This window comes from Ralstonia pickettii, assembly GCF_016466415.2.
Lineage (GTDB): Bacteria > Pseudomonadota > Gammaproteobacteria > Burkholderiales > Burkholderiaceae > Ralstonia > Ralstonia pickettii.
Genome location: NZ_CP066771.1, coordinates 217,208 through 240,636, shown reverse-complemented (window position 1 = coordinate 240,636; position 23,429 = coordinate 217,208). Strand labels below are relative to the sequence as shown.

Here is a 23,429-nt window from a genome sequence, read left to right as displayed (position 1 = left end):
CCACTCTGCCCCGGTGCGCGGCTCATGAGACCTGGGTTGGTTGCCCGTGTCCCAAACACCGGGAAAGCTCGTCCGCAAGCTTGCGCCGCCAGACTGACCTGCCAGATCACGCGCCTGCCATCTCCAGCCTGACTTGCACGTAATCGGAGGCGTGGCGGGCATAGTACAGCAATGCCCATCCGAGAATCGCGACCTCCAGCCCCGCATCAGGCGGCACCAGTCACGCGCGTTGCCACGCAGAAAACCAAGCGATCACGATCGGGGAAATGACGACCAAGGGGATGGACCAGCCCAGCTGGCGGGTTGAAAGCGAGCAGTTTCGCTTCGTGAGCCAGTTCTTGCGCGGCGCTTCCGAGATGTGGACGCCGCATGCTGGGTGGAGCGCAGTTTCAATGTCGTGCATTGAACCACTCCTGCCTCGGATGCATACCCGAACGGTTCGCCCGTGGCAAAAAACGGGATAGGCCTTTGGGGGACTGCTGCGACAAACTGGCGCATTATATGGCCGCGATTGACCCCGAACAAGGCAAAGCGCCTTTATGCAAGTCCCGGCTTGACAAGGCGCAGTCAATGCCGTTGCCGCATTAAAAGCGCTTCAGGCGCGGGGTTTGCGACCGATCTGATCGATCGGGATCATCGCCCTTCCCTGGTCGTCCAGCGCTTGTCGCTGGGGCGGCGCAAGCTTCCAGGCATGGCCGTAAACGATTTCGAAGGTGAGTGGAATCACGCCGTCGGGATTGCGCTGCGCATCGAGTGCGTCGAATAGCCGCTGGCGCCAGCGGGGCGTGTGCAGGCCGGCGCCGGCGAGGCTGCGGCCAGCTTCGTCCGTCAAGCCGGCCATGCCGCCGAGCAAATGCACATCGGCCAGCAACGCCTGGGGCGTTTCGTAGGTGATGGTGATCTGCTCCATGTCCATGACGGGCGTGGACCAGCGGCTGTGCACCAGCATGTCGCCAATATCATGCATGTCGACAAAGCGCAGCGTATGGACACCCTCGTCGATGCCGGCCAGGGCGCTTCGCAGCTCGCGCAAGGTATCGGGACCGAACAGGCTGAACATCAGCAGGCCGCCTTCCGTGGTGATGCGGTGCCATTCCGGGAAGATGGCGTGCGGCGCCGGGTCCCAGTGCAGCGCGAGATTCGACCACAGCAGGTCGAACGATGCGCCGGCAAAGGGCAGCGCTCGGAAGTCCGCCTGGGCGAAATCAAAGACCGGTCGCTTCTTGAGCAGTCTGCCGAGCCATCCGGCGTCGGTGCGCTGCGGGTCGAGTTTCTGCGCCTGGGCCACCATGGCGGACGACCAGTCGACGCCGCAGATCTGCGCATCCGGATATTGCGCGCGCAGTACCGCCAAGCCTTGTCCCAGGCCGCAGCCCAAATCCAGCGCGCGCGCAGGGGTGGCCTTGATATAGGAGAGCCGGTCCTGCATGCGACTGCCCACTTCGCGCAGCAAAAAATCCACGTCGGCGAAACGCGCGGCGCGGCGATCGAAGGCGCGCCGCAAGGCGGCAGGGCGAGCAAGGACGGGATCAGACATCGACAAGGCGGGGCGGAACACTGCGGTCGCCAAGTATACCGGCCCACCGTTCGAGGCGCCGTCTGATAGCGCAGAAGCCCCAAATCGGCTTGGATAGCGGCTTTTTGCATGCATAAACACGCGTTATCGGCATGGTTTCGCGCCAGTCTGCGCCACTTGCTTCCGTGCGCCTGCGCACTGTGCGGCGCGGTTCAAGGCGACCTAGTGTGCGGCGGCTGCGCGGCCGATTTAGCCCCGCATCTGTACAGGCGGCGTTGCGTCCAATGTGCCATTGCGCTGGAGTCTCCCCACGTCGGCCAGCATTGCCGCGCCTGCCTGGCCGGCGCGCCCGACTTTGACGCGACCGTCGTCATTGCCGACTACGCCTGGCCGCTCGACCACCTTGTCACTGGATTGAAATTTCGGGCGCAATTGCCATTGGCAGATTGGCTGGCAGCACAATTAGGCAACGCCATCGCCACGGCTTCGGGGGATTTGCCGGACGTGCTGCTGCCGGTGCCGCTTTCACCCGCCCGGCTGCGCTCGCGCGGTTACAACCAGGCGTGGGAGATTGCCCGCCGGCTGGCGCGCCGATTGGACGTTCCGGCCCACGCCGGGGCTCTGCATCGTGTGCGCGATAACGTCGCGCAAGCCACACTGGATCGTGCGGAGCGGCAGGCCAACCTGCACGGGGCATTTGTTGTAGACGAGCCGGCGCGCATCGCGGGGCGTCACATCGGGGTGGTCGACGATGTGATGACCACGGGTACAACCCTCGCCGAGATCGCCACGCAGCTCAAACGCGCCGGCGCGGTCCGCATCACCAACGTTGTCGCCTTGCGCACGCCCTGATCACATGCTTGTGCGACATTGTGTCGCGCCGTTTGTGCCAAGCTGTGGCGGGGTGACAACCCTTCCCAATGTGGATAAGCTCGCCGCCGAAATTCCTCCTGCCGCCCGGTCATGTTCAACGTCGTCCTTGTCGAACCCGAAATTCCGCCCAATACGGGCAATGTGATCCGCCTGTGCGCCAATACGGGCGCGCAACTGCATCTGATCGAACCGTTGGGTTTTCCGCTCGAAGATGCCCGCATGCGCCGCGCCGGCCTCGATTACCACGAGTACGCGACGATGCGCGTGCACGCCGATTGGGACGCCTTCCTGCGCGATGCCCAGCCCGATCCCGCGCGCATGTTTGCACTCACCACCCGCGGCTCGACGCCGTTTGCGAGCATGGCGTTCCAGCCAGGCGACTGGTTTGTCTTCGGGTCGGAAACGCGCGGATTGTCGGAGGAGCGGCGCGAGTGGTTTCCTGCTACGCAGCGGATTCGCCTGCCGATGCGGCCGGACAACCGCAGCCTGAATCTATCGAACACCGTGGCGGTGGTCGTGTTCGAAGCGTGGCGGCAGAACGGATTCGCGGGTGGCGCCTGAGCCGGACGCCACCCTTCATTGGAGCGCGATTAACGCGTCGATTCGGATTTGGCGTCGCGCTGTAGCAGACGTTCCACCGCTTTCGCAGCAGGAAGCCCTTCGAACAGGACTTCGCAGACGGTGAAGGTGATCGGCATGTCCACGCCCTTGGCGCGCGCGAGCGCCGCAACGGCACGCGCACAACGCACGCCTTCGGCGACGTGACCGAGGCTGTGCAGGATGTCGTCGAGCGAGCGGCCCTGCGCAAGCTGCATCCCGACCGTGCGGTTGCGTGACAGATCACCGGTGGCGGTCAGCAGCAGATCGCCCATGCCGGTCAGCCCCATGAAGGTTTCCGGCCGACCGCCGAGCGCCAGACCCAGGCGCGTCATCTCTGCCAGCCCGCGCGTGACCAGTGCGGCGCGTGCGTTCAACCCTAGGCCCAGCCCGTCTGCCGCACCTGTCGCAATGGCCAGGACGTTTTTGACGGCACCGCCCACTTCCACACCGACGAGGTCGTCGCTGGCGTACACGCGCATCGCGTGATGGTGAAAACCGCGCTGTGTCAGCTTGCACAGCGCCGCACTGGTCGAAGCGACCGTCATGGCGCACGGCAAACCCTGCGCGACCTCCTTGGCGAAACTCGGCCCCGACAGCACACCGACAGCGAGGTCGGTACGGCCCGACGCCTTCAGCACATCGGCCACGATGGCGTGCGGCAGCGCGCTGGTCTCCGGGTCGAAACCCTTGCATAGCCAGATCAGGTTGCGCACACCGCCGTGCGCGGCAATCGTGCGCGCGAGATCGGCCAGCCCCGCGACGGGTGAGGCAATGACGGCCAGCGCGTCGTCGCCCGCCGCATGGTCGAGCGCGCCCTGCAACTCAGCGGAAAAATGCAACGACGCCTGCAACGCGATGCCCGGCAGATACGGCGCGTTGATGTGCGTGGCGGCCATTTGCGAGACGAGGCTCGCGTCACGCCCCCACAGCACGACGTCGTGCGATTGCGCGGCGTGGCTGGCGAGGGCAGTGCCCCAGGCACCGGCACCCAAAACGGAAATTCGCATGCGCGTGTTCAACATCGGTCAGGCAAAGGTCGAGCAACAGGTCGGGCAAAAAAAAGCCCGCGCAAGCGTGCGGCTGGCGCGGGCCTTTGGCGCAGTGCGCCTCGTACTTAGTGGGTGGCCTTCGAGCCGTCCGGCATCACCAGACCAGCGCCGCCGGCTTGGCCTTGCTGCTCCATGGCAGCGGCCAGGCGTTGTTCGTACAGCGCCTGGAAGTTGATCTCGGCCAGGTGGATCGGCTGGAAGCCGGCGCGGCCGATGGTGTCGGCAATGTTCGAGCGCAGGTACGGGTACACGATGGTCGGGCAGGCGATGCCCAGCAGCGGGTCCATCTGCTCAGCCGGCACGTTGCGGATATCGAAGATGCCCGCTTGCTTCGCTTCCACCAGGAACGCGACCTTCTCTTGCACCTTGGTCGTCACCGTACCGATGACGGTCACTTCAAACACACCCTCCGCCAGCTGCGAAGCGCCGACGTCCACCTGCACTTCGACAGTCGGCTGTTCCTGCTCGAGGAAAATGTGCGGCGAGTTCGGTTGTTCCAGCGACAGGTCCTTCAGATAGACGCGCTGGATGTTGAAGAACGGCTGGCCATCCTGGCCCGGTTGCTGTTGTTGCTGGTCGCTCATGACTCGCCTTCAAATGGGATGTGGTCAGTGCTTGGCGGAAGCGTCCGCCGCGCAAGACGCGTATGGTACATGACCAGGTGGTGCCCGCTATGAGAGCCGGCCTGAAAGTACAACGCCCGGTCTAAGCCGGGCATTTCTGTGTGGTGCGCAGTCCGCCGAATCAAGCAGCCAGCAACGGAACCAAGCCACCTTCGCGGTCGAGCGCAGATAGATCGTCGAAGCCGCCGATGTGGCGCTCGTCGATATAAATCTGCGGAACCGTGCGGCGGTTCGTGCGCGTCATCATCTCTTCGCGCTTGCCGGGTTCGCGGTCAATCAGGATCTTCTCGATCTGCTCGACACCGCGTTGCTTCAGGAGTCGTTCCGCCGCCACGCAATAGGGACAGACGGTGGTGCTGTACATGACCACGTGCGCCATAACTTCAACCTCGTTTCTTTATTTCACAACCGGAAGGCCCGCTTGTTGCCAGGCGGCCAATCCGCCTTCGAGCGAATACACCTCACTGTAACCGGCCTGCTTCAGGACTGCTTGGGCCCGCCCGGCGCGCTGGCCGGTCTGGCATACGAGGATGATGGGGGTCTCTTTGTTCTTTGCAAGGCTCGGAGCCTTGCCTTCCAGCTCACCGAGCGGCGCATGCTTCGCTTGCGGCAGATGGCCCGCAGCGTATTCGCCGCTTTCCCGCACATCCACCACCACGGCGTTGCGGCGGTTGATGAGCTGGGTGGCCACTGGGGCACTCACCTTGGCACCACCGCCGCCCGCGATGCGGCGCTGGATGGGCGCCCAAAGCAGCAGCAGACCCGAAACAATGGCGACAGCAAGCAGTGCGAGGTTGTTGTAATCAGCGAAGAACTTCACGGTATCGGTTTCCTGGGATGAGTCGGGCGAGTCTAATGGGCGAACATCAGCCGAACGGTTCGGGGGCCCAAAGCCCGCGGCATTATAAAATAGCGCGCTTCGGCGGCCGCACGATGACGTACGACACGTCGCCAGCAAGCCGCGCGCAGGTTTTCTCACTTCTCATCATGGCAGTCATGCATAAGCTCGTCCTCATCCGCCACGGCGAATCGACGTGGAATCTGGAGAATCGCTTCACCGGCTGGGTCGACGTCGACCTGACCGACACGGGCGTCGCCCAGGCCCGCCAAGGCGGCAAACTGCTGCGCGAAGCCGGCTTCACCTTCGATCTGGCCTACACCTCGGTGCTCAAGCGTGCGATCCGCACGCTCTGGCATGTGCAGGATGAAATGGACCTGATGTGGATCCCGACCCGCAACGAATGGCGGCTGAACGAGCGCCACTACGGCGCGCTGTCGGGCCTGAACAAGGCCGAAACCGCCGCGCAATATGGCGACGAGCAAGTCCTCGTCTGGCGCCGCAGCTACGACACGCCGCCGCCCGCACTGGAGCCCGGCGCCGACAACGACGCTTTCGGCAACCCGCGTTACGCAGGCCTCACGCGCGAGCAGGTACCCCTGACCGAATGCCTGAAGGACACGGTCGCACGCGTCATGCCGCTGTGGGAAGAATCGATTGCACCAGCCATCAAGAGCGGCAAGCGCGTGGTGATCGCCGCGCACGGCAACAGCATCCGCGCGCTGGTGAAGTACCTGGACGGCATTTCCGATGCGGACATCGTCGGCCTGAACATTCCCAACGGCACGCCGCTTGTGTATGAGCTGGACGCCAACCTCAAGCCGATCCGCCATTACTACCTTGGCGACCAGGAAGCGATTGCCGCGTCGCTCGCGGCGGTGGCCAGCCAAGGCAAGTCGAAATAAACCGTAACGAGCGCTGCGGCACTCCAACGCCTTTATACTGTCGAAGCCTGTAGCCCGGGATGTGCGCGAGCCGTCCCGGGCCATGTTTATCTACTGTTCCCACGTCCACGCTCGACACATGCGAACTTCGCTCAAGAACATCAGCTTGATCGCCATCGGCCTCGTCACCGGGGTGCTTGCGACGCTCCAGCTCTCCGCCACTGCGCAAAACGCGACGGTTGGGCCGCTTCCGCTGGAGAAACTCAGGCTCATGGCGGACATCTTTGGCCAGATCAAGCGTGAATATGTCGAGCCGGTGGACGACGACAAGCTGCTGACCGAAGCCATCAAGGGTATGGTCGCCAGCCTCGACCCGCATTCGGCCTACCTCGACAAGAAGGATTTCCAGGAACTCCAGGAAGGCACCCAGGGCCGCTTCGCCGGTCTGGGCATCGAGATCTCGCAGGAAGAAGGCCTGGTCAAGGTCATCAACCCGATCGAAGACACCCCCGCCTTCCGCGCCGGCGTGCAACCGGGCGACCTGATCACCCGCATCGACGACAAGCCCGTGCGTGGCATGCCGCTCGAGCAAGCCGTCAAGCGCATGCGCGGCGCGCCGGGCACGAAGGTCACGCTCACGATCTATCGCAAGAAGGAAGAGCGCACGTTCCCGCTGACCATCACTCGCGCCGAGATCCAGGTGCAGTCGGTCAAGGCCAAGATGCTGGACAACGGCATCGCCTGGGTCCGCATCACCAGCTTCCAGGAACGCACCGTGCCGGACTTGGCCAAGAAGCTCAATGACTTGGCCAAGCAGGACGCCCACCTCAAGGGCCTGATCCTGGATCTGCGCAACAACGGCGGTGGCGTTCTGCAAGCTGCCGTTGGCGTGTCGGCCGCGTTCCTGCCGCCGGACGTGACGGTGGTGTCGACCAACGGCCAGGTGCCGGATGCCAAGCGCACGTACAAGGCGACCTTCGCCAACTACCGCTTGAGCAATCTCGATTCCGATCCGCTTACCGGCCTGGACCCCGAATTCAAGACCGTGCCGATCATTGTGCTGACCAACGCCTACACGGCTTCGGCCTCGGAAATCGTGGCGGGTGCGCTGCAGGATCATCACCGCGCCAAGACGATGGGCAAGACCACGTTCGGCAAGGGCTCGGTGCAGACGGTGCGTCCGCTGTCGAACGACACCGGCATCAAGCTGACCATTGCGTACTACTACACGCCGTCGGGCAAGTCGATCCAGGCCAAGGGCATCCGCCCGGATATTCCGGTGGACCAAAACCCGGACGGCGACCCGGACGATGCGCTGATCACGCGCGAAATCGACACCGAACGCCACCTGCATAACAAGCAGGAATCGGAAGAAGCCGAGATGACCGAGCGCGAAAAGCGCCGCGTTGAAGAGCTGCGTCGCCTGGAAGAGGAAAACGCCAAGAAGACGCCCGAGCAGCGCGAGAAGGAACGCAACAAGAAGCCGATCGAGTTCGGTTCTGCCGAAGACTTCATGCTGCAACAGGCCATTGCCGACCTGAAGGGTCAGCCGGTCAAGCGCTCGAAGTCGGTGCTGGAAGCCGCGGCTGCCGCGGTGCCAGACAAGGCGGTGAAGTCGCCGGCGACCAGGGAATCGAGCGCCCGGGCCAAGCTGCCCAAGGGCAAGGCTGCGCCGGCTTCCGAGCCGACCGCACCGAAGCCCAATGCTCCTGCGAGCGGCGTGCAACCTGCCCCGGAACCGACCGGCGCCCGTTAAGACACCGGCCGACAAACACTGGCAAACTTACGAGGCCGTGCACTGCACGGCCTTTTTTCATTGCTCCGCCATGAACGACGATCAACTGCTGCGGTACTCGCGCCATATCCTGCTCGACGAAATCGGCATCGAGGGGCAGACGCGCCTGCTTGAGAGCCATGTACTCGTCATCGGTGCGGGCGGGCTTGGTGCCGCCGCCCTGCCCTACCTGGCTGCGGCCGGCGTGGGCACGCTCACCATCGTCGACGACGACACGGTGGACTTGACGAATCTGCAGCGCCAGATCATCCACACAACGGAATCGGTCGGACAACCGAAGGTGGCATCGGCCCAGGCGGCCATCGCACGACTGAATCCGGACGTGCGCGTGAATGCGTTACAGCGCCGGCTCGATGCCGACGCCATTTGCGCGCTGCTTCAAGGCGTGAGCGTGGTGCTGGACTGCTCGGATAACTTCGACACCCGCCAGGCCACCAACCTTGCCTGTGTGCGCGCCGGGCTGCCGCTGGTGTCGGGCGCGGCGATCCGCTTTGACGGACAGATCAGCGTATTCGACAGCCGCACCGGCGGCCCCTGCTACGCCTGTCTGTTCCCGCCTGACGAGCCCGCGCCCGAGGTGGCATGCGCAACGATGGGCGTGTTTTCGCCACTGGTAGGCATGGTCGGTACAGTGCAGGCCACCGAGGCACTGAAGCTGATTGTCGGGATCGGCCATTCGCTTGCCGGTCGCCTTCTGATGCTCGACGGTTTAACGATGGAATGGACGACGATGCGCATCGCTCGACAGCCGTCCTGTCCGGTCTGCGGAGGCAAGCACTGACGCGCCGGTACACGCACGACAAAAAAGGAGGCCGAGGCCTCCTTCTTTTTTGCGGCTGACGAGCCTTATTCGCCCTCAGGCTCCATCTGCGATTGCAGGTAGTTCTGAATGCCGACCTTGTCGATCAGCTCAAGCTGCGTTTCCAACCAGTCGATGTGCTCTTCGGTGTCGTCCAGGATGTCGACCAGGATTTCGCGACTGACGTAATCCTTGACCGATTCACAGTAGGCGATGCCCTCGACCACGGTGCCGTGTGCGGCGCGCTCGAGCTTCAGATCGCACTCAATGATCTCTTTCGTATCTTGGCCGATGAAGATCTTGCCGAGGTCCTGCAGGTTGGGCAGGCCGTCGAGCATCAGGATGCGCTCGATCAGGCGATCGGCATGCTTCATCTCGCCGATCGACTCCTTGTATTCGTGGTCCCCGATGCGCTTGAGCCCCCAGTGGCCGTACATGCGCGCGTGGAGGAAATACTGGTTGATGGCGGTCAGCTCGTTCTTGAGCTGGGCGTTCAGATATTGGATGACCTTCTTATCGCCTTTCATTCTTGGGGCTCCAGCAAAGTGCAACTGCGGTGATGGACGCACACACGCGTCCGTTCAAGGCGAGCCCTGTGCCTGACCAGAAAGCAACAAATGCCACCGAGGCTCAGCGCCTGGGCGGCAATTCGCGGCGACAGAAAAAAAAGGGGAAATCAGGCAGCCAATGCACCAGCCACGATGGCCTGATCATTGGCGACGGGCTCGTCGCGACGTTCGATTATGGCATGCGTGCTGGCACGGCCCAAGGTCTGGTCGACAGGGATGCAGCTCACCGCCTCGGCGAGTACCTGCTTGGCGCAGTCCCGGCATTGTCCGCAGCACGTACCCACGCCGAGCGTTTCGGCGAGTTCATCCATCGACGCCACGCCCAGACGGGCGGCGCCATGGATTTCACGGTCGGTGACTTGGTTGCAGATACAGACGTACACGGGCTTCCTCCGCAGCGCTCGAAACGCGCTGTCAACCCAGAATAACAGAGAATCGAAATGAGAACAATTCTTGTTCGACCCCATTCCGCGGGGAGGGTCATGCAAGTGCACGCGAGCTGTCTTTGCTAAGAAAGACGTGCAATTTCAATCACTTAGAGAGGGTCTTCAACCTAGGTAAGCCGATGCGCGGGTGCGACACTGGGTGCGCCCGACGCTGAGAACGAACGCAGGTCAGGCCCGCGCCAGCGCGCCGAGCGCCTCTTCGATTTCGGCCGGCTCGCAGGCGTGCAGCAGGCGGTCGGCCTCGCGCATCAAGCGCGGGCGGTCTGAGCGCAAGATCTGCTGCTTGACGCTCAGCAACTGCGACGGATGCATGGAAAACTCGGTGAGGCCCATGCCGAGCAGCAGGCGCGTCATGGAAGCATCGCCCGCCATCTCGCCGCACACGGAAACGGGCTTACCCGCCTGATGCGCTTCGCGGATGGTGCGCGCGATCAATTGCAGCACCGCCGGGTGCAGCGGGTCGTACAGATGCGCGACGGCGTTGTCGGCACGGTCGATGGCGAGCGTGTATTGGATCAGGTCGTTCGTGCCGATCGAGAGAAAATCCATGCGGCGCAGGAACACCGGCAGGATCAGCACGGCGGCCGGAATCTCGATCATGGCGCCTACTTTGATGCCCGGATCGTAGGCCAAGCCGTCGGCGTCGAGCGAAGCCTTGGCGCGTGCCAGCAATTCCAGCGTTTGGTCGATTTCGCGGGCGTGCGCCAACATCGGCACGAGAATCTTGATCGGCCCAAATGCCGACGCCCGCAGCAGCGCGCGCAACTGCGTCAGGAACATCGCCGGCTCTGACAGCGACCAGCGAATCGCGCGCAAACCCAGCGCCGGATTGGGCGCGGTCTCGAACACGTCGTCGCGGATGTCCAGCGGCTTGTCGGCACCAATGTCGATGGTGCGGATCGTGACGGGCAGGCCCATCATCGACTCGACGGCGGTACGGTACGCACGGAACTGCTCTTCCTCATCGGGCAGCGCGCCGCGACGGTTCATGAAGAGGAATTCGGAGCGGAACAGGCCCACGCCCACGGCGCCGGCTTTGACAGCGGCTGCCGCATCTTCGGGCATCTCGATGTTGGCCTGCAGGTCGATCTGGGTACCGTCGAGCGTGACGGTGGGCGTATGACGCAGGCGCTCCAGGCGCTTCTTCTGCAGCTCGCCTTCGCTGCGGCGATGCCGGTATTCCTCCAGGATGGACGTGCTCGGATCGACGATGACGATGCCGTTGTCGCCGTCGATGACGACGATGTCGTCCTGACGAATCAGCGTACTCGCGTTATGCACACCTACCGCCGCCGGAATGTCGAGGCTACGCGCCACGATGGCGGTGTGCGAGGTGCGGCCGCCCAGGTCGGTGACGAAGCCGGCGAAGGTCTGGCCGCGGAACTGCAGCATGTCGGCCGGCGCAATATCGTGTGCGACAACGATCATGCCGGCATCCGGATCGCAGCCGACCGCGACCGGCGCGGGTGCCAGCGCGGGCGCGCCAGCCAGCACCTTCAGAATGCGCTCGACCACTTGCTCGATGTCAGCCTTGCGCTCGCGCAGGTATTCGTCTTCGATTTCACCGAACTGGCGGATCAGCTCTTCAAGCTGCGTGGTGAGCGCCCACTCTGCGTTGTACCGCCGTTGGCGAATCAAAGTCTCGGGCACCTGCGAGAGCAACGCGTCATCCAGAATCATCGCGTGCACGTCGAGGAAGGCGCCCATCTCTTCGGGCACATCGCTCGGGAGGTCGCGCTTGAGTGCGGCCAGTTCGGAGCGCACGGTGGCGCGGGCACTGCGCAAGCGCTCGACCTCGGCGTCAAGCTTGTCTTCGTCGACCAGGTAGTGCGACACATCGAGCGCCGCGCGCGCCAGCATGTGGGCGCGGCCGATAGAGATGCCGCGCGAGACCGGAATACCGTGCAGGGTAAAAGGCATAGACGCTGGCCGGAGCGGGCGTTGAAGTGGAGTGCGTCGGGCGCTTTATTCGCCTTCGCCGAAGCGATCGTTGATGAGCGCGACCAAGCCATCCATGGCGTCGTGCTCGTCAGGGCCGTCGATCTCCAGCGTGACGGTGGAGCCGATGCCCGCGGCAAGCATCATCACGCCCATGATGCTCTTGGCGTCGACCTGACGACCGTTGCGCGACATCTTGATCTGGCTGTCGAACTTGCTGGCGAGCTGCGTAAGTTTGGCGGAAGCGCGGGCGTGCAGCCCGAGCTTATTGATGATGGTGATATCCCTCTGCAGCATATTTGTCCGGATGGTTGGCAACCTGGTTCTGAACGGCTGTCGAGCCGACCTGCAGTACGCCTTGCGCGCCGCCGGCCAGGGCCTTGGCGGCAAGTTGTTCGAGTTTTTCGGAGCGATAGCAGATGGCGCGCACAAGCATCGGCAGGTTCACGCCGGCCAGCACGCGCACGCGGCCCGGATCAGCCAGGCGCGAGGCGATATTGGCGGGCGTGGCCCCGAAGATGTCGGTCAGCACCAGCGCGCCGTTGGCTTCAATGAGTTCGGCGAGCTTGTCGCGCGCCTGGGCCAGCACGGCAGCCGGCTCGGCATCGGGCAGGACATCGATTGCGCCCAGCCCTTCAGGCTGTCCGCAATAGACGTGTGCAGCGCAATCGCGCAGTGCGCTGGCCAGCGGCGCATGAGCGATGATCAGAATCCCTGCCATGATTGAAAAGCGAATCGGAGTAACGCCGATTGTATCAGGGCCATTTGGCGGGATTGCCGGCCCGCGCACCGAATCTCCCCCTTGTGGAGGACCCTCGGCGGTGGGGCGCGCCGCCATGTCAGGCCGGCTTGCGGCCCAATCCGCTGCTCTTGCCTGCGGCGCGCTCGAGCGCGTCGATGAACATTCCGGCCACATTGAAGCCCGTCTGCTGCGTGATCTCCTGGAAACACGTCGGGCTGGTGACGTTCACCTCGGTGAGGTAATCCCCAATAACATCCAGGCCGACGAGCAGCAGACCACGCTGCCACAGCACGGGCGCAAGTGCGTGTGCGATCACCTGATCGCGCTCAGACAGCGGCTGGGCCCTGCCCGTACCGCCCGCCGCCAGATTGCCACGTACCTCGCCCGCCATCGGCACCCGCGCCAGCGAATGCGGCACCGGCGACCCGCCGATCAGGAGAATGCGTTTGTCCCCCTCACGGATCGCCGGAATGTACTGCTGCGCCATGATCGTGCGCGCGCCGTTGTCGGTCAGCGACTCGATCACAGCCCCGAGGTTCAGACCATCCGGTCCCACGCGGAAGATGCCCGCACCGCCCATGCCGTCGAGCGGCTTGAAGATGACGTCGCCCTGCTCGGCGTGGAATTCGCGCAGACGCTTGGCATCGCGGGACACGATGGTCGGCACGGTGAACTCGCGGAACTGCGCGATGGCGAGCTTCTCCGAATGGTCACGAATCGCCTGCGGCTTGTTGAACACACGCGCGCCCTGCCGCTCGGCAATCTCCAGCAGCCACGTGCTGGTGACGTACTCCATGTCGAATGGGGGGTCCTTGCGCATCAGCACGGCGTCAAAGCCGGTGAGCGGCAGCAGGCGCGCATCGCCGGCGCGGTACCAGTCGTCCTCGTCGCCGGTCAGTGCGATCGGCGTGGCAACGGTTTCGACCACGTTGTTCGCCAACGTGAGCTGCGACTGCAGGCACGTGTAGATGGCATAGCCGCGCGCCGCCGCCTCACGCATCATCGCGAAGGTGGAATCCTTGTAGGTCTTGAACGTCGACAGCGGATCGACGATGAACAGGATGCGCATGGCGGTTCCTTCTGCAGCGGGGATACAGCCGATCAGATCAGCGGGTTCGGGTCGGTCTTCTCAAGCTCGAGCGATGCAGCCAACAGCGCCAAGCGCGCCACGACGCCGTACATATAGAAGCGGTTCGGCTCGCCGGCGCCCGGCTTGGCATGGCTGTCCGGCAGCGAATTCGACGCAAACGGCAGCGGCACGAAATGCATGCCTGGCGCATTGAGATTCTCGTCCACGCCGCGGCCCGTGTGAACCCGGTAGAAACCACCCACCACATAGCGGTCGATCATGTATACGACGGGCTCGGCCACAGCTTCGTTGATCTTCTCGAAGGTGTGCACGCCTTCCTGCACGATCACTTCGGAGACCTCCAGGCCCTCCTTGACCACGCTCATCTTGTTGCGCTCCTTCCGGTTGAGGCCCTTGACCTCGGACGGATCGCGCACGGTCATCACGCCCATGCCATAGGTGCCGGCGTCGGCCTTGACCACCACGTAGGGGGTCTCGGTCACGCCATATTCCTTGTACTTCTTGGCGGTTTTCTTCAGCACCGTCTCGACCGCGTGGGCGAGTTCTTCCTCGCCGGCGCGCTCATGGAAGTCCAGTCCGCTGCATTTGGTGAAGTACGGGTTGACCATCCACGGGTCGATGTCGATCAGCTTGGCAAACTTCTTGGCCACTTCGTCATAGGCGGCAAAGTGGTTGGTCTTGCGGCGCTGCGACCAGCCGGCATGGAGTGGCGGCAGCAGATATTGCTCGTTGATGTTCTCGAGGATGGGCGGCACGCCGGCTGACAGATCGTTGTTCAGCAGGATAGAGCACGGATCGAAGTCTTCCATGCCCAAGCGACGGCCCTTGGTGCCGATGCGCTTGATCGGTTCGACCACCAGGCGCTGTCCATCGGGCAGATCGATCGGGGTCGGCTCGGTGATGTCTTCGGAAAGCGATCCGAGACGCACATTCAGCCCCGCTTGGCGCATGATCTGCGATAGGCGCGCCACGTTCTGCAGATAGAACATGTTGCGCGTGTGGCGCTCCGGGATCAGCAGGAGGTTCTTGGCATCCGGGCAGATCTTCTCGATAGCGGCCATGGCGGCCTGCACGGCCAGGGGCAGCATCTCAGGCGCGAGGTTGTTGAAGCCACCCGGGAACAGGTTGGTGTCGACCGGCGCCAGCTTGAAGCCGGCGTTGCGCAAATCGACGGAACAGTAGAACGGGGGCGTGTGCTCCTGCCACTCCAGGCGGAACCAGCGTTCGATGGCGGGCGTGGCGTCAAGAATCTTCTGCTCGAGCTCAAGCAGCGGCCCGTTCAGCGCGGTGATCAAGTGCGGAACCATACCCTTCCTATTGATGTTATTTATCGCCCACTCCAATTGTAGAGGAACAGGCAATAGCTTGCAGACGACAGCGGGCTATCGATATGCGGTCAGGAAAGAGGATTCGCAAGAGGCGCGGTGGGGCAGTGCAGCAGGCCACACAAAAAAGCGGACAAAAAAAAGCGCGGGGCTGCCGCGCTTAGGGAATAGCCTGACAGATACGGGGAGCGTTCTGCAGGTGGAGGAAACCACGTCTGCAATGTAAGCGCCCGCATAACGAGAGGCAATTGAAGGTTTTTTACATCGGACTTAAGGACGTCCGGCTCAGGGGGGGGGGCGACACAAAAAACCCGGCGCGCGGCCGGGTCTTTTGCGGGATGACGCAGACGATCAGTCTTCGTAGGCAGTTTCGCCGTGGGACGTGATGTCCAGACCCTCGCGCTCCTCTTCTTCCGGCACGCGCAGGCCAACAATGGCATCGACGATCTTGTACGAGATAAACGCCACCACTGCGGACCAGATGACCGTGGTCGCCACGCCCTGGAACTGGATCCACAGCTGGCCGCCGATCGAGTAATCGTCGACTACCTTGTTGGCGACATAGTCGTAGATGCCGGTGCCGCCCAGGCTCGGCGCCGCGAAGACGCCAGTCAACAGCGCCCCGAGGATACCGCCCACGCCGTGCACACCGAACACGTCCAGCGTGTCGTCCATGCCCAGCATGCGCTTGAGACCATTGACGCCCCACAGGCACAGCAGGCCGGCGATGATGCCGAGCGCGATCGAACCCATCGGGCCGACAAAGCCGGCGGCCGGGGTGATGGCGACCAGGCCAGCCACGGCACCCGATGCAGCACCCAGCATCGAAGGCTTGCTCTTGCCGAACCACTCGCCGAAGCTCCACGACAGCACCGCAGCGGCGGTCGCCAGCAGCGTGTTGACGAAGGCCAGCGCGGCGCTGCCGTTGGCTTCCAGAGCCGAACCGGCGTTGAAGCCGAACCAGCCGAACCACAGCAGCGAGGCACCGACCATGGTCAGCGTCAGGCTGTGCGGCTTGAGCGCCTCACGGCCAAAGCCGATGCGCTTGCCGAACAGGAAGGCGCCCACCAGGCCCGCTACAGCGGCATTGATGTGCACCACGGTACCGCCGGCAAAGTCCAGCGCGCCCTTCTGGAACAGCCAGCCAGACTTGGCCGTCATCACCTCGGCCGCCTTGGCGTCGGTAAAGCCGTCCGGACCCGGCCAGAACCAGACCATGTGTGCGATCGGCACGTAGCTGAAGGTGAACCACAGCACCACGAACAACAGCACGGCCGAGAACTTCGCACGCTCGGCGAAAGCACCGATGATCAGCGCGCAGGTAATCGCCGCAAACGCGCCTTGGAAGGCGAAGTACGCGTATTCCGGCACCACCACGCCCTTGCTGAAGGTGGCGGCAACCGAATCGGGCGTCAGACCCTTCAGGAACAGGCGATCCAGCCCGCCGAAGAACGCGTTGCCCTCGGTAAACGCAAAGCTGTAGCCGTAGATGGCCCACAGGATGATGATGAGCGAGAAGATGCCCATGCACTGCATCAGCACCGACAGCATGTTCTTCTTGCGCACCAGGCCGCCGTAGAACAGCGCCAGACCCGGCAGCGTCATCAGGATGACGAAGGCGGTGGAGACCAGCAGCCACGCCGTGTCGCCCTTGTTGGGGACGGGCGCAGCAGCGGCGGGCGCAGCGGCAGCTGGAGCAGCTGCGGCGGCGGGGGCTGCAGCCGCAGCTGCGGCTGCCGGTGCGGCAGCGGCCGGCTCGGAAGCGGCGACCGCGGCAACCGGCGCCGAAGCTTCAGCCGCTGGCTTGTCCTGTGCAGCGGCCGGCGCCGAGATCACGGCGCCTGCGAGCACGGCAGCGACGGCCCCAGCCGTCAGGAATCGTGTGAACCAGGTTTTCATGTTTTGACCTCTTCCTTGGCGGATTGGGGCTTATAGGGCGTCGCCACCGGTCTCACCGGTGCGGATGCGGATGACTTGTTCGACGTCGGCCACGAAGATCTTGCCGTCGCCGATCTTGCCGGTGCGCGCGGATTTTTCGATGGCCTCGACGGCGCGCTCGACCACGTCGTCAGGCACAGCCACTTCGATCTTTACTTTAGGCAGGAAGTCGACGATGTACTCCGCGCCGCGGTAAAGCTCGGTATGACCTTTCTGGCGTCCGAAGCCTTTGACTTCCGTGACGGTAATGCCCGACACACCAACTTCGGACAGCGCCTCGCGGACCTCGTCGAGCTTGAACGGCTTGATGATGGCCATGATGAGTTTCATGCTGGTTGCTCCTCGGTCGGCGGCGCCGGAGCACCGCCGCGCATCGTTATTGGAAAGTCTTGGTGATCGACAGCAGGGCCGTGGCCTTGCCCATGTAGCTGCCACGCGGGTTCGTATAGAACACGCGCGAAGCATTCGTATCGATGTAGGCCAGCGATGCCGCCCAGCCGTTGCCGAAGTCTTTCGTCACACCGATCTTCCAGTCGGCATACGAAGCGCGTACGGTCTGATGGGGCACTTGTTGGTAGCCCGCATGCAGGTTCAGCGTCAGGCCCCAGAAGCCGGTGTCGAAGTTACCCGACAGATCGAAGTACTGGCTGTGATGCGAATCGGGCGTGCCGAACAGGTTGGAAAACGCGTGCGAATACTTGAACGTGACCGGGCCGTAGCCGATCTGCGCATAGCCTTCGGTCGTGTGCGGACGCGTGAAACCGTCGGGATAGCTGCCCGGGTAGTAGTACTGAAGCACGCCCACGTCGATGGGCACGTCCTTGATGATCTCGGTCTTGTAGCCGCCGTAGAAGTCCATCTCGATCGGTGCGGAGACGTTCGAGTTGGAATCGCTCAACCAGCTGATCGACGAGTTCCAGTTACCGATGTAGAAACCCTCGGGCAACACACCGCCAGGAATGGCGTAATCAAAGCCGCCCTGAATGGCCGGCTTGTTGTTGGTCTGCATGATGCCGCGGTAGCGGTATTGGCTGGCCAGCGTGACGTTGGCCGTGAGCGCGGCCGGCGCAGGTGCGGGTGCGGCGGCCGGTGCATCAGCCGCGGGTGCGGACTGTGCGATGGCGGATTGGCTGACGCCGGCAACGGCACCGGTCAACAGTACAAGGCTGGCTGCGTACGCAAACTTCTTCATAACGGCTCTCCCCCTTTAGAAAGTCGCAACGGCAATGGAAAAAAAATCGCACCAGTTCTGCAACTGTCATGCCATGTCGATGTCGACGGATTGGAGGGTGTCTTCGGTTACGGCGTCGCCTTGCGCCATGGCACAAAAGCGGAGGAAATTGGGGACGGGTCACGCCCGACACCACCTGCTGCCCGCGAACAGTTGCCGCAGGCGGGTTCATGCCATGGCGGCCTACGCCGTCATAGCGCGATAAAAACCATGTGATAGAGTGATTTCAGCCTTATGCAGTGGCGCGTGCGGTGCGGCACGGGAGCTCAGGCGACCAGTTCTGTCCCCGTTTGTATGACTCCTCCAATGCCGCATCGCAGCGAGATTTGACGCAAGGTGTGCCGTTCAGAGCGCTCAGCCGGTACCATCGCAGCCGGCAGCACCGAAACCACGCGCCAGACGCAGGCCTTCGCACCACGACACAGCAATTTCAACGCACAGCCGCGGTGCATGCACCGGCTTGGCGCAGAGAGCACGACCCATGGAGCAAACGACATGAAACCGACCGATCTCTTTTCCGACTTCCAGAACCGCGTCAGCGAAGCCCTGCGCAACTCGCCGGCGGCTGATATCGAGAAGAACGTCCGCGCGATGATGACCCAGGGCTTCGCCAAGCTCGATCTGGTCACGCGCGAGGAATTCGACGTGCAATCGCAAGTTCTGGCACGTACGCGTGCGCGCCTGGAAGAATTGGAAACCCGCGTGGCCGCACTGGAAGCGCAACTCAAGTCAGCTACCCCGGCTGACCAGTAAGCCGCGCCGGTGTTGCGCCGGGTGCGCATCCAGAAAGCCGCTGTGCGGACCTCGGCACCCCTGCTGCAGCGCACAGCGAAAAGATCGATGTGCCGCCTTGTTGCGGCTGGCGAACTGATCTAGAACGTCCTTAAGACGCACGCGCAGCCGCGCTTGAGGAGAAGATCATGCAGCATCGCCTCTACTTCCTGATGCCGGACGTCGCCAGCGCCCGGCGCGTGATGAACGACCTCCTGCTGGCGCGCATCACCGAGCGCCACATCCACTTCGTCTCCAAGCCCGGCATCGATCTCACCGGCCTGCACGAAGCCAACATCCTCCAGACCTCCGACATCGTCCATGCCACCCAGAACGGGCTGGTGATCGGCGGAGGTGCGGGTGTGCTGGCCGGCATCGTGGCCGCTCTCTTCCCGGTCATCGGCGAAGGGCCACAGTGGGGCATGGTCGGCATTACGACCGTGGTGGGGGCGCTGTTTGGCGCGTGGGCTTCAAGCATGATCGGCAGTTCGGTGCCGAACAGCCGCCTGAAGCCGTTCAAGCAAGCAGTGGAGGATGGGCAGATCCTGCTGATGGTCGATGTGCCGCGCTCGCGCGTGAGCGAGATTCGCGCGCTGCTGCAGAAGACGCATCCCGAAGGCCGCTTCAGCGGCGAAGACACGGCCATGCCGGCCTTCCCCTGAGTTGATCTGCCGACAACGAAGCCGGAGCCCAGTGCTCCGGTTTTTTTTTGGCCACTGTTCTCATGTCGGCGCGATCGTCAAATTTGGATGCCGGTGATCGTGGCAGTAGAACCCGGCTGGCACAGTGGAGGGTTCCGCAACCGCCACGCTCCGTCACATCATGCACTGCTGCCACGCCCTCCGCCTTACTCGTGAGTCCACTTGGAGGGCGGCGCGATGAGCCTAGCCGTACTGCGCTCGCGCGCGCTCTCGGGTATCGATGCGCCGGCCGTCTCGGTGGAAGTTCATCTGGCGAATGGCCTGCCATCGTTCACCATCGTCGGCCTGCCTGATACCGAGGTGAAGGAGAGCAAGGATCGCGTACGGGCAGCGATCCAGAACAGCCGCTTCGAGTTTCCGGCGCGGCGCATCACCGTCAACCTCGCCCCGGCCGATCTTCCAAAAGAATCGGGCCGGTTCGACCTGGCGATCGCGCTGGGCATCCTCGCCGCGAGCCGCCAGATTCCGCACACGCATCTGGACGCGCATGAGTTTGCGGGCGAGCTGTCGCTGTCCGGCGATCTGCGGCCGATTCGCGGTGCGCTGGCGATGGCGTACGCGCTGTCGCGCAACCCCGCTTCGGCCGATGGCGACGCACCGCTCGCCCGCGCCTTCGTGCTGCCCGCCGAAAACGCTGCCGAAGCTGCGCTCGTGAGCGGCACCAAAGTCCTGCCCGCGCGCACGCTCATTGAGGTATGCGATCACCTGAGCGCGCCGGACCGCAAGCTCGCACCAGCGCTGCCTGCGCCGGTCGACGCGGACATCCGCTATCCCGACCTGGCTGATGTGCGCGGACAGCCGCAGGCGCGGCGTGCGCTGGAAGTCGCGGCCGCCGGCGGTCATTCCATGTTGATGATCGGACCGCCCGGAACAGGCAAGTCGATGCTCGCGCAGCGGTTTCCCGGCTTGCTGCCGGACATGAGCGATGACGAAGCGCTCTCCGCTGCCGCCGTGATGAGCCTGACCACGCGCGGCTTCGATGCGCGACGCTGGAAGGTGCGGCCGTTCCGCTCGCCACACCACACGGCGTCGGCGGTGGCGATGGTGGGCGGGGGCAATACGCCAAGGCCTGGGGAAATCTCCCTGGCACATCAGGGCGTGCTCTTCCTGGATGAACTTCCAGAGTTCGAACGCCGCGTGCTCGAAGTCCTGCGTGAGCCGCTGGAAACCGGCCACATCACCATCTCGCGCGCCGCCCACCAGACAGATTTTCCGGCCAGCTTCCAGCTGATTGCCGCCATGAACCCGTGCCCGTGCGGCTATCGCGGGCATCCGCTGCGGGCGTGCCGTTGCACGCCGGATCAAGTGGAGCGATACCAGGCGCGCATATCTGGTCCGCTGCTCGATCGCATCGACGTGCAGATCGAGGTGCCGACGCCCTCGCAGGAAGAGTTGCTCGATGGGCCGCCAGGTGAACCGACGCTCAACGTGGCCGAGCGCGTTGCTGCGGCGCACGCGCGGCAGCTCGCACGGCAAGGTAAACGCAACGCCCTGCTGGGCGGCCATGAAATCGATCAGCATTGCAGCCGCACCGATGCGGCCGATGGCTTGCTGCGCCACGCGATGACGCGCTTTTCGTGGTCTGCCCGCGCCTATGCGCGCGTGCTCAAGCTCGCCCGCACGATTGCCGACTTGGCAGGTGACGAGCAGATCGATGCCGCGCATGTGGGCGAGGCCATTCAGTATCGGCGCGGGGTGAAGGCGGATTAGCTTGCATCCCCACGCTGTGCCCTCAACGACTTGGCGGGCAGCCCTGCGGCAGTGCAAAGGTCACGCAGTCTGCCGCTTCACGAAGAACAGCGCTGCGCCGATGCTCATCAGCATGCCGCCGAAGAAGCGGCTCTGCCAGCGCAGCGCGCGCGGATTGCGGAACAGGCGCTGCGCCCGCGAGGCCAGCAGCGCATAACCGTGCATGACGATCAGATCGACGAACACCATCGTCGCCGCCAGGATGCCAAGTTGGGAAAGCAGCGGCTTGGCCGGATCGATGAACTGCGGCAGCACCGCCACCATGAACAGGATGCCCTTCGGGTTCGTCAGATTGGTCAGCAACCCGACGAGGAACCGGCGGCCGGCGCCACTGCCAGACACTTTCACGGGCTCGCCCTCAGCCGGCTTGGCAATCTGAATGGGGGTGCGCCATTGCACGATGCCCAGATAAATCAGATACATGGCCCCGATGATCTTGATGGCCATGAAGGCGTGCTCCGACGCGATCAGCAACGCGCCCAGACCCGCACCCGCAATGAACAGGATCACGACAATGCCCAGCTCGAGCCCCGCGATCGTGACCGACGTGCGGCGCACGCCATGCGTCAGGCCATGGCTCATGCAGAGAATGGCGCCCGACCCCGGCGAGATGGCGATCACCCAGGCCGCCAAAAAAAAGGCCAGCCAGACTTGCAACGTCATGATGGTTCCTCGTGAAATGTTATGCGGTAAAGCGAAGGCGACGATTGTGCACCGGCTGTGGCCAGTCCGCTCGGGCGCGCTCAGGGTCTAGTACGGATGGAAGCTGGAGAGAAACTGGTCGACCTGCTCCTGCTGGCGCGCATCGCGAGCGGCGTCGCCCGATTCCAGCACGACCGCCTGGTAGGCATGCTTGCCCACGGCGACCACGCGGGCGGTCAGCCGGCGCGGCGCGGGATCGTCGCCGCCCGCCCCCTGGGCAATCAATTCCACTGCCGGTAATGACAAAGGCGGCTGGGCGGCGGTTTGCACAGCGATGTCGCGCTCGGTCACACGACCCTTCAGATTGGCGGATAAGCCACCGCGCAGCGCTTCAACGGCGCGCTGCCGCGATACCGGATCATCCGCGGGCAGCTCCACCACGCCGACCGCGAACAACGTGCCGTCGACGCTGGCGGCCTGCATGGTCATCGGCATGCGCTGGCCGTTGATGACGATGGGACGCGCTTCCGCGGTGGGCTTGGCGGGGTAGTCGACGGCATAGGCGCCCTCGCTGGAATGGACCGTGCGCCAGTCGTACTTGGGCGAACAGGCCATCAGCAGCGCGCACGCCAACGCGCCAAACCCCATCCGCCAGCCTGCCCTCGCTTTGACTGCCACGTCGCCTCCCGTCCGTTTTCGGTCCGATTCTGTGCCGCCTATTATCGAGCAGAGACGCCCGCCCTCGCCTTCCCGTCAAGGACTGCGCCATGCCAACCCCGTCCGTCACGCTGCGTGCCCTGCGCGGCGACATCACCACGCTGGACTGCGATGCCATCGTCAACGCTGCGAACAGCTCGCTGCTGGGCGGGGGCGGTGTCGATGGCGCGATCCACCGCGCGGCGGGGCCGGAATTGCTGGAGGCGTGCCGTGCACTCCATGGCTGTCGGACCGGCGAAGCCAAACTCACGCCGGGCTTCCAGCTGACGGCGCGCTACGTCATCCATACCGTCGGACCCATCTGGCGCGGCGGCCGGCAGGACGAGGCGGCGCTGTTGGCCGCGTGTTATCGCAACAGCCTGGAACTGGCGTGCAAATACGAGGTGCGGAGCATCGCGTTTCCGTGCATCAGCACCGGCATCTATGGCTTCCCGCCGCAATTGGCCGCGCCTATTGCAGTACGTGCCGCCCGCGAGCATGGCAGCCGCTTCGAGACAATCACCTTTTGCTGCTTCTCGGCTGCGGATTTGATCCTGTACGAAGCCGCCCTCGGCAACAGAAAGTGATTTCTGCATCGCACTGTGGACGGATTG

Annotated in this window: 27 protein-coding genes; 9 read left to right on the top strand and 18 right to left on the bottom strand. The window is 63.8% G+C overall.

Going from position 1 to position 23,429, the window contains the following annotated elements:
- Positions 1-220: 220 nt before the first annotated feature.
- Both RP6297_RS01115 and RP6297_RS01110 read right to left on the bottom strand, forming a co-directional pair.
- Positions 221-403, bottom strand: a complete 183-nt coding sequence (locus tag RP6297_RS01115) for a hypothetical protein (RefSeq protein ID WP_037027858.1) — start codon at positions 401-403, stop codon at positions 221-223.
- Between the two features lie 192 nt (positions 404-595).
- Positions 596-1,537: a methyltransferase domain-containing protein gene (locus RP6297_RS01110; protein WP_037027857.1), complete on the bottom strand. Its 942-nt coding sequence runs from the start codon at positions 1,535-1,537 to the stop codon at positions 596-598.
- Between the two features lie 108 nt (positions 1,538-1,645).
- Between RP6297_RS01110 and RP6297_RS01105 the strand changes: the two genes are divergently transcribed.
- Both RP6297_RS01105 and trmL read left to right on the top strand, forming a co-directional pair.
- On the top strand, positions 1,646-2,368 hold the full coding sequence (locus tag RP6297_RS01105; protein ID WP_012761050.1) for a ComF family protein: 723 nt from the start codon (positions 1,646-1,648) through the stop codon (positions 2,366-2,368).
- A gap of 111 nt (positions 2,369-2,479) precedes the next feature.
- Entirely contained in the window at positions 2,480-2,950 is a 471-nt protein-coding gene (trmL, locus tag RP6297_RS01100) for a tRNA (uridine(34)/cytosine(34)/5-carboxymethylaminomethyluridine(34)-2'-O)-methyltransferase TrmL (protein WP_012761049.1), read from the top strand.
- Positions 2,951-2,979: 29 nt separating this feature from the next.
- Here the strand turns inward: trmL and RP6297_RS01095 are convergent, their stop codons facing one another.
- From RP6297_RS01095 to RP6297_RS01080, 4 genes are all read right to left on the bottom strand, one after another.
- A complete protein-coding gene (locus tag RP6297_RS01095; protein WP_037028754.1) occupies positions 2,980-3,996 on the bottom strand; it encodes an NAD(P)H-dependent glycerol-3-phosphate dehydrogenase in 1,017 nt (338 codons plus the stop codon).
- A gap of 107 nt (positions 3,997-4,103) precedes the next feature.
- Entirely contained in the window at positions 4,104-4,622 is a 519-nt protein-coding gene (secB, locus tag RP6297_RS01090) for a protein-export chaperone SecB (RefSeq protein ID WP_012761047.1), read from the bottom strand.
- Between the two features lie 160 nt (positions 4,623-4,782).
- Positions 4,783-5,040 carry a glutaredoxin 3 gene (grxC, locus tag RP6297_RS01085; RefSeq protein ID WP_004633497.1) on the bottom strand — a complete coding sequence of 86 codons (258 nt, stop codon included), beginning with the start codon at positions 5,038-5,040 and terminating at the stop codon, positions 4,783-4,785.
- A gap of 18 nt (positions 5,041-5,058) precedes the next feature.
- A complete protein-coding gene (locus RP6297_RS01080; RefSeq protein ID WP_012761046.1) occupies positions 5,059-5,481 on the bottom strand; it encodes a rhodanese-like domain-containing protein in 423 nt (140 codons plus the stop codon).
- Positions 5,482-5,657: 176 nt separating this feature from the next.
- On the opposite strand from RP6297_RS01080, the gene gpmA reads away from it, so the two are divergent.
- From gpmA to RP6297_RS01065, 3 genes are all read left to right on the top strand, one after another.
- The gene (gene gpmA / locus RP6297_RS01075) at positions 5,658-6,404 is read left to right on the top strand and encodes a 2,3-diphosphoglycerate-dependent phosphoglycerate mutase (RefSeq protein WP_024542061.1); all 747 of its coding nucleotides are present in this window, start codon (positions 5,658-5,660) and stop codon (positions 6,402-6,404) included.
- Positions 6,405-6,522: 118 nt separating this feature from the next.
- Entirely contained in the window at positions 6,523-8,139 is a 1,617-nt protein-coding gene (locus RP6297_RS01070) for a S41 family peptidase (RefSeq protein WP_037027856.1), read from the top strand.
- Between the two features lie 70 nt (positions 8,140-8,209).
- Complete coding sequence (locus tag RP6297_RS01065; RefSeq protein ID WP_037027854.1) at positions 8,210-8,959, top strand: HesA/MoeB/ThiF family protein; 750 nt, start codon at positions 8,210-8,212, stop codon at positions 8,957-8,959.
- Between the two features lie 65 nt (positions 8,960-9,024).
- Here RP6297_RS01065 and bfr read toward each other — a convergent pair whose 3' ends face one another.
- The 10 genes from bfr to RP6297_RS01015 form a co-directional block, all read right to left on the bottom strand.
- Complete coding sequence (gene bfr, locus RP6297_RS01060; protein ID WP_004637092.1) at positions 9,025-9,504, bottom strand: bacterioferritin; 480 nt, start codon at positions 9,502-9,504, stop codon at positions 9,025-9,027.
- Between the two features lie 149 nt (positions 9,505-9,653).
- Positions 9,654-9,929, bottom strand: a complete 276-nt coding sequence (locus RP6297_RS01055; RefSeq protein ID WP_012761043.1) for a (2Fe-2S)-binding protein — start codon at positions 9,927-9,929, stop codon at positions 9,654-9,656.
- 231 nt (positions 9,930-10,160) lie between these two features.
- Positions 10,161-11,912, bottom strand: coding sequence for a phosphoenolpyruvate--protein phosphotransferase (ptsP, locus tag RP6297_RS01050; protein WP_037027853.1), 1,752 nt, complete (start codon positions 11,910-11,912; stop codon positions 10,161-10,163).
- Positions 11,913-11,957: 45 nt separating this feature from the next.
- On the bottom strand, positions 11,958-12,227 hold the full coding sequence (locus RP6297_RS01045; RefSeq protein ID WP_004637085.1) for an HPr family phosphocarrier protein: 270 nt from the start codon (positions 12,225-12,227) through the stop codon (positions 11,958-11,960).
- On the bottom strand, positions 12,196-12,651 hold the full coding sequence (locus tag RP6297_RS01040; protein WP_004637083.1) for a PTS sugar transporter subunit IIA: 456 nt from the start codon (positions 12,649-12,651) through the stop codon (positions 12,196-12,198). The genes RP6297_RS01045 and RP6297_RS01040 overlap by 32 nt, the downstream gene beginning before the upstream one ends.
- A 118-nt stretch (positions 12,652-12,769) precedes the next feature.
- Positions 12,770-13,741 carry a glutathione synthase gene (gshB, locus tag RP6297_RS01035; RefSeq protein WP_004637075.1) on the bottom strand — a complete coding sequence of 324 codons (972 nt, stop codon included), beginning with the start codon at positions 13,739-13,741 and terminating at the stop codon, positions 12,770-12,772.
- 32 nt (positions 13,742-13,773) lie between these two features.
- A complete protein-coding gene (gene gshA, locus RP6297_RS01030; protein WP_004637074.1) occupies positions 13,774-15,069 on the bottom strand; it encodes a glutamate--cysteine ligase in 1,296 nt (431 codons plus the stop codon).
- 369 nt (positions 15,070-15,438) lie between these two features.
- Positions 15,439-16,986, bottom strand: coding sequence for an ammonium transporter (locus RP6297_RS01025; RefSeq protein WP_037027851.1), 1,548 nt, complete (start codon positions 16,984-16,986; stop codon positions 15,439-15,441).
- A 30-nt stretch (positions 16,987-17,016) separates the two neighbouring features.
- Positions 17,017-17,355 (bottom strand): P-II family nitrogen regulator, encoded by a 339-nt coding sequence (locus tag RP6297_RS01020; protein WP_004637070.1) that lies wholly within the window; start codon positions 17,353-17,355, stop codon positions 17,017-17,019.
- A gap of 46 nt (positions 17,356-17,401) precedes the next feature.
- Positions 17,402-18,217, bottom strand: a complete 816-nt coding sequence (locus RP6297_RS01015) for a TorF family putative porin (RefSeq protein WP_037027848.1) — start codon at positions 18,215-18,217, stop codon at positions 17,402-17,404.
- Between the two features lie 534 nt (positions 18,218-18,751).
- Between RP6297_RS01015 and RP6297_RS01010 the strand changes: the two genes are divergently transcribed.
- The 3 genes from RP6297_RS01010 to RP6297_RS01000 all read left to right on the top strand — a co-directional run bounded on the left by RP6297_RS01010 (position 18,752) and on the right by RP6297_RS01000 (position 21,438).
- Positions 18,752-19,009, top strand: coding sequence for an accessory factor UbiK family protein (locus tag RP6297_RS01010; protein ID WP_037027846.1), 258 nt, complete (start codon positions 18,752-18,754; stop codon positions 19,007-19,009).
- 167 nt (positions 19,010-19,176) lie between these two features.
- On the top strand, positions 19,177-19,689 hold the full coding sequence (locus RP6297_RS01005) for a hypothetical protein (protein ID WP_037027844.1): 513 nt from the start codon (positions 19,177-19,179) through the stop codon (positions 19,687-19,689).
- Between the two features lie 216 nt (positions 19,690-19,905).
- Entirely contained in the window at positions 19,906-21,438 is a 1,533-nt protein-coding gene (locus RP6297_RS01000) for a YifB family Mg chelatase-like AAA ATPase (protein ID WP_037027842.1), read from the top strand.
- A gap of 60 nt (positions 21,439-21,498) precedes the next feature.
- On the opposite strand, the gene RP6297_RS00995 is transcribed toward RP6297_RS01000, so the two are convergent.
- Positions 21,499-22,140 (bottom strand): LysE family transporter, encoded by a 642-nt coding sequence (locus tag RP6297_RS00995; RefSeq protein ID WP_012761022.1) that lies wholly within the window; start codon positions 22,138-22,140, stop codon positions 21,499-21,501.
- Between the two features lie 87 nt (positions 22,141-22,227).
- Entirely contained in the window at positions 22,228-22,797 is a 570-nt protein-coding gene (locus RP6297_RS00990; protein ID WP_037027839.1) for a hypothetical protein, read from the bottom strand.
- A gap of 89 nt (positions 22,798-22,886) precedes the next feature.
- On the opposite strand from RP6297_RS00990, the gene RP6297_RS00985 reads away from it, so the two are divergent.
- Positions 22,887-23,402 carry an O-acetyl-ADP-ribose deacetylase gene (locus RP6297_RS00985; RefSeq protein ID WP_037027837.1) on the top strand — a complete coding sequence of 172 codons (516 nt, stop codon included), beginning with the start codon at positions 22,887-22,889 and terminating at the stop codon, positions 23,400-23,402.
- Positions 23,403-23,429: the final 27 nt, after the last annotated feature.

Bases quoted from the DNA above. Each gene is read 5' to 3' on its own strand.
- grxC (WP_004633497.1), bottom strand. From the start codon at position 5,040: ATGGCGCACGTGGTCATGTACAGCACCACCGTCTGTCCCTATTGCGTG.
- RP6297_RS01000 (WP_037027842.1), top strand. From the start codon at position 19,906: ATGAGCCTAGCCGTACTGCGCTCGCGCGCGCTCTCGGGTATCGATGCG.
- RP6297_RS01045 (WP_004637085.1), bottom strand. From the start codon at position 12,227: ATGCTGCAGAGGGATATCACCATCATCAATAAGCTCGGGCTGCACGCC.
- RP6297_RS00985 (WP_037027837.1), top strand. From the start codon at position 22,887: ATGCCAACCCCGTCCGTCACGCTGCGTGCCCTGCGCGGCGACATCACC.
- RP6297_RS01010 (WP_037027846.1), top strand. From the start codon at position 18,752: ATGAAACCGACCGATCTCTTTTCCGACTTCCAGAACCGCGTCAGCGAA.
- RP6297_RS01105 (WP_012761050.1), top strand. From the start codon at position 1,646: ATGCATAAACACGCGTTATCGGCATGGTTTCGCGCCAGTCTGCGCCAC.
- RP6297_RS01070 (WP_037027856.1), top strand. From the start codon at position 6,523: ATGCGAACTTCGCTCAAGAACATCAGCTTGATCGCCATCGGCCTCGTC.
- RP6297_RS01020 (WP_004637070.1), bottom strand. From the start codon at position 17,355: ATGAAACTCATCATGGCCATCATCAAGCCGTTCAAGCTCGACGAGGTC.
- gshA (WP_004637074.1), bottom strand. From the start codon at position 15,069: ATGGTTCCGCACTTGATCACCGCGCTGAACGGGCCGCTGCTTGAGCTC.
- RP6297_RS00995 (WP_012761022.1), bottom strand. From the start codon at position 22,140: ATGACGTTGCAAGTCTGGCTGGCCTTTTTTTTGGCGGCCTGGGTGATC.
- RP6297_RS01095 (WP_037028754.1), bottom strand. From the start codon at position 3,996: ATGCGAATTTCCGTTTTGGGTGCCGGTGCCTGGGGCACTGCCCTCGCC.
- secB (WP_012761047.1), bottom strand. From the start codon at position 4,622: ATGAGCGACCAGCAACAACAGCAACCGGGCCAGGATGGCCAGCCGTTC.
- bfr (WP_004637092.1), bottom strand. From the start codon at position 9,504: ATGAAAGGCGATAAGAAGGTCATCCAATATCTGAACGCCCAGCTCAAG.
- gpmA (WP_024542061.1), top strand. From the start codon at position 5,658: ATGCATAAGCTCGTCCTCATCCGCCACGGCGAATCGACGTGGAATCTG.
- RP6297_RS01065 (WP_037027854.1), top strand. From the start codon at position 8,210: ATGAACGACGATCAACTGCTGCGGTACTCGCGCCATATCCTGCTCGAC.
- RP6297_RS01110 (WP_037027857.1), bottom strand. From the start codon at position 1,537: ATGTCTGATCCCGTCCTTGCTCGCCCTGCCGCCTTGCGGCGCGCCTTC.
- RP6297_RS01115 (WP_037027858.1), bottom strand. From the start codon at position 403: ATGCACGACATTGAAACTGCGCTCCACCCAGCATGCGGCGTCCACATC.
- RP6297_RS01025 (WP_037027851.1), bottom strand. From the start codon at position 16,986: ATGAAAACCTGGTTCACACGATTCCTGACGGCTGGGGCCGTCGCTGCC.
- RP6297_RS01005 (WP_037027844.1), top strand. From the start codon at position 19,177: ATGCAGCATCGCCTCTACTTCCTGATGCCGGACGTCGCCAGCGCCCGG.
- ptsP (WP_037027853.1), bottom strand. From the start codon at position 11,912: ATGCCTTTTACCCTGCACGGTATTCCGGTCTCGCGCGGCATCTCTATC.
- gshB (WP_004637075.1), bottom strand. From the start codon at position 13,741: ATGCGCATCCTGTTCATCGTCGATCCGCTGTCGACGTTCAAGACCTAC.
- trmL (WP_012761049.1), top strand. From the start codon at position 2,480: ATGTTCAACGTCGTCCTTGTCGAACCCGAAATTCCGCCCAATACGGGC.
- RP6297_RS01040 (WP_004637083.1), bottom strand. From the start codon at position 12,651: ATGGCAGGGATTCTGATCATCGCTCATGCGCCGCTGGCCAGCGCACTG.
- RP6297_RS01015 (WP_037027848.1), bottom strand. From the start codon at position 18,217: ATGAAGAAGTTTGCGTACGCAGCCAGCCTTGTACTGTTGACCGGTGCC.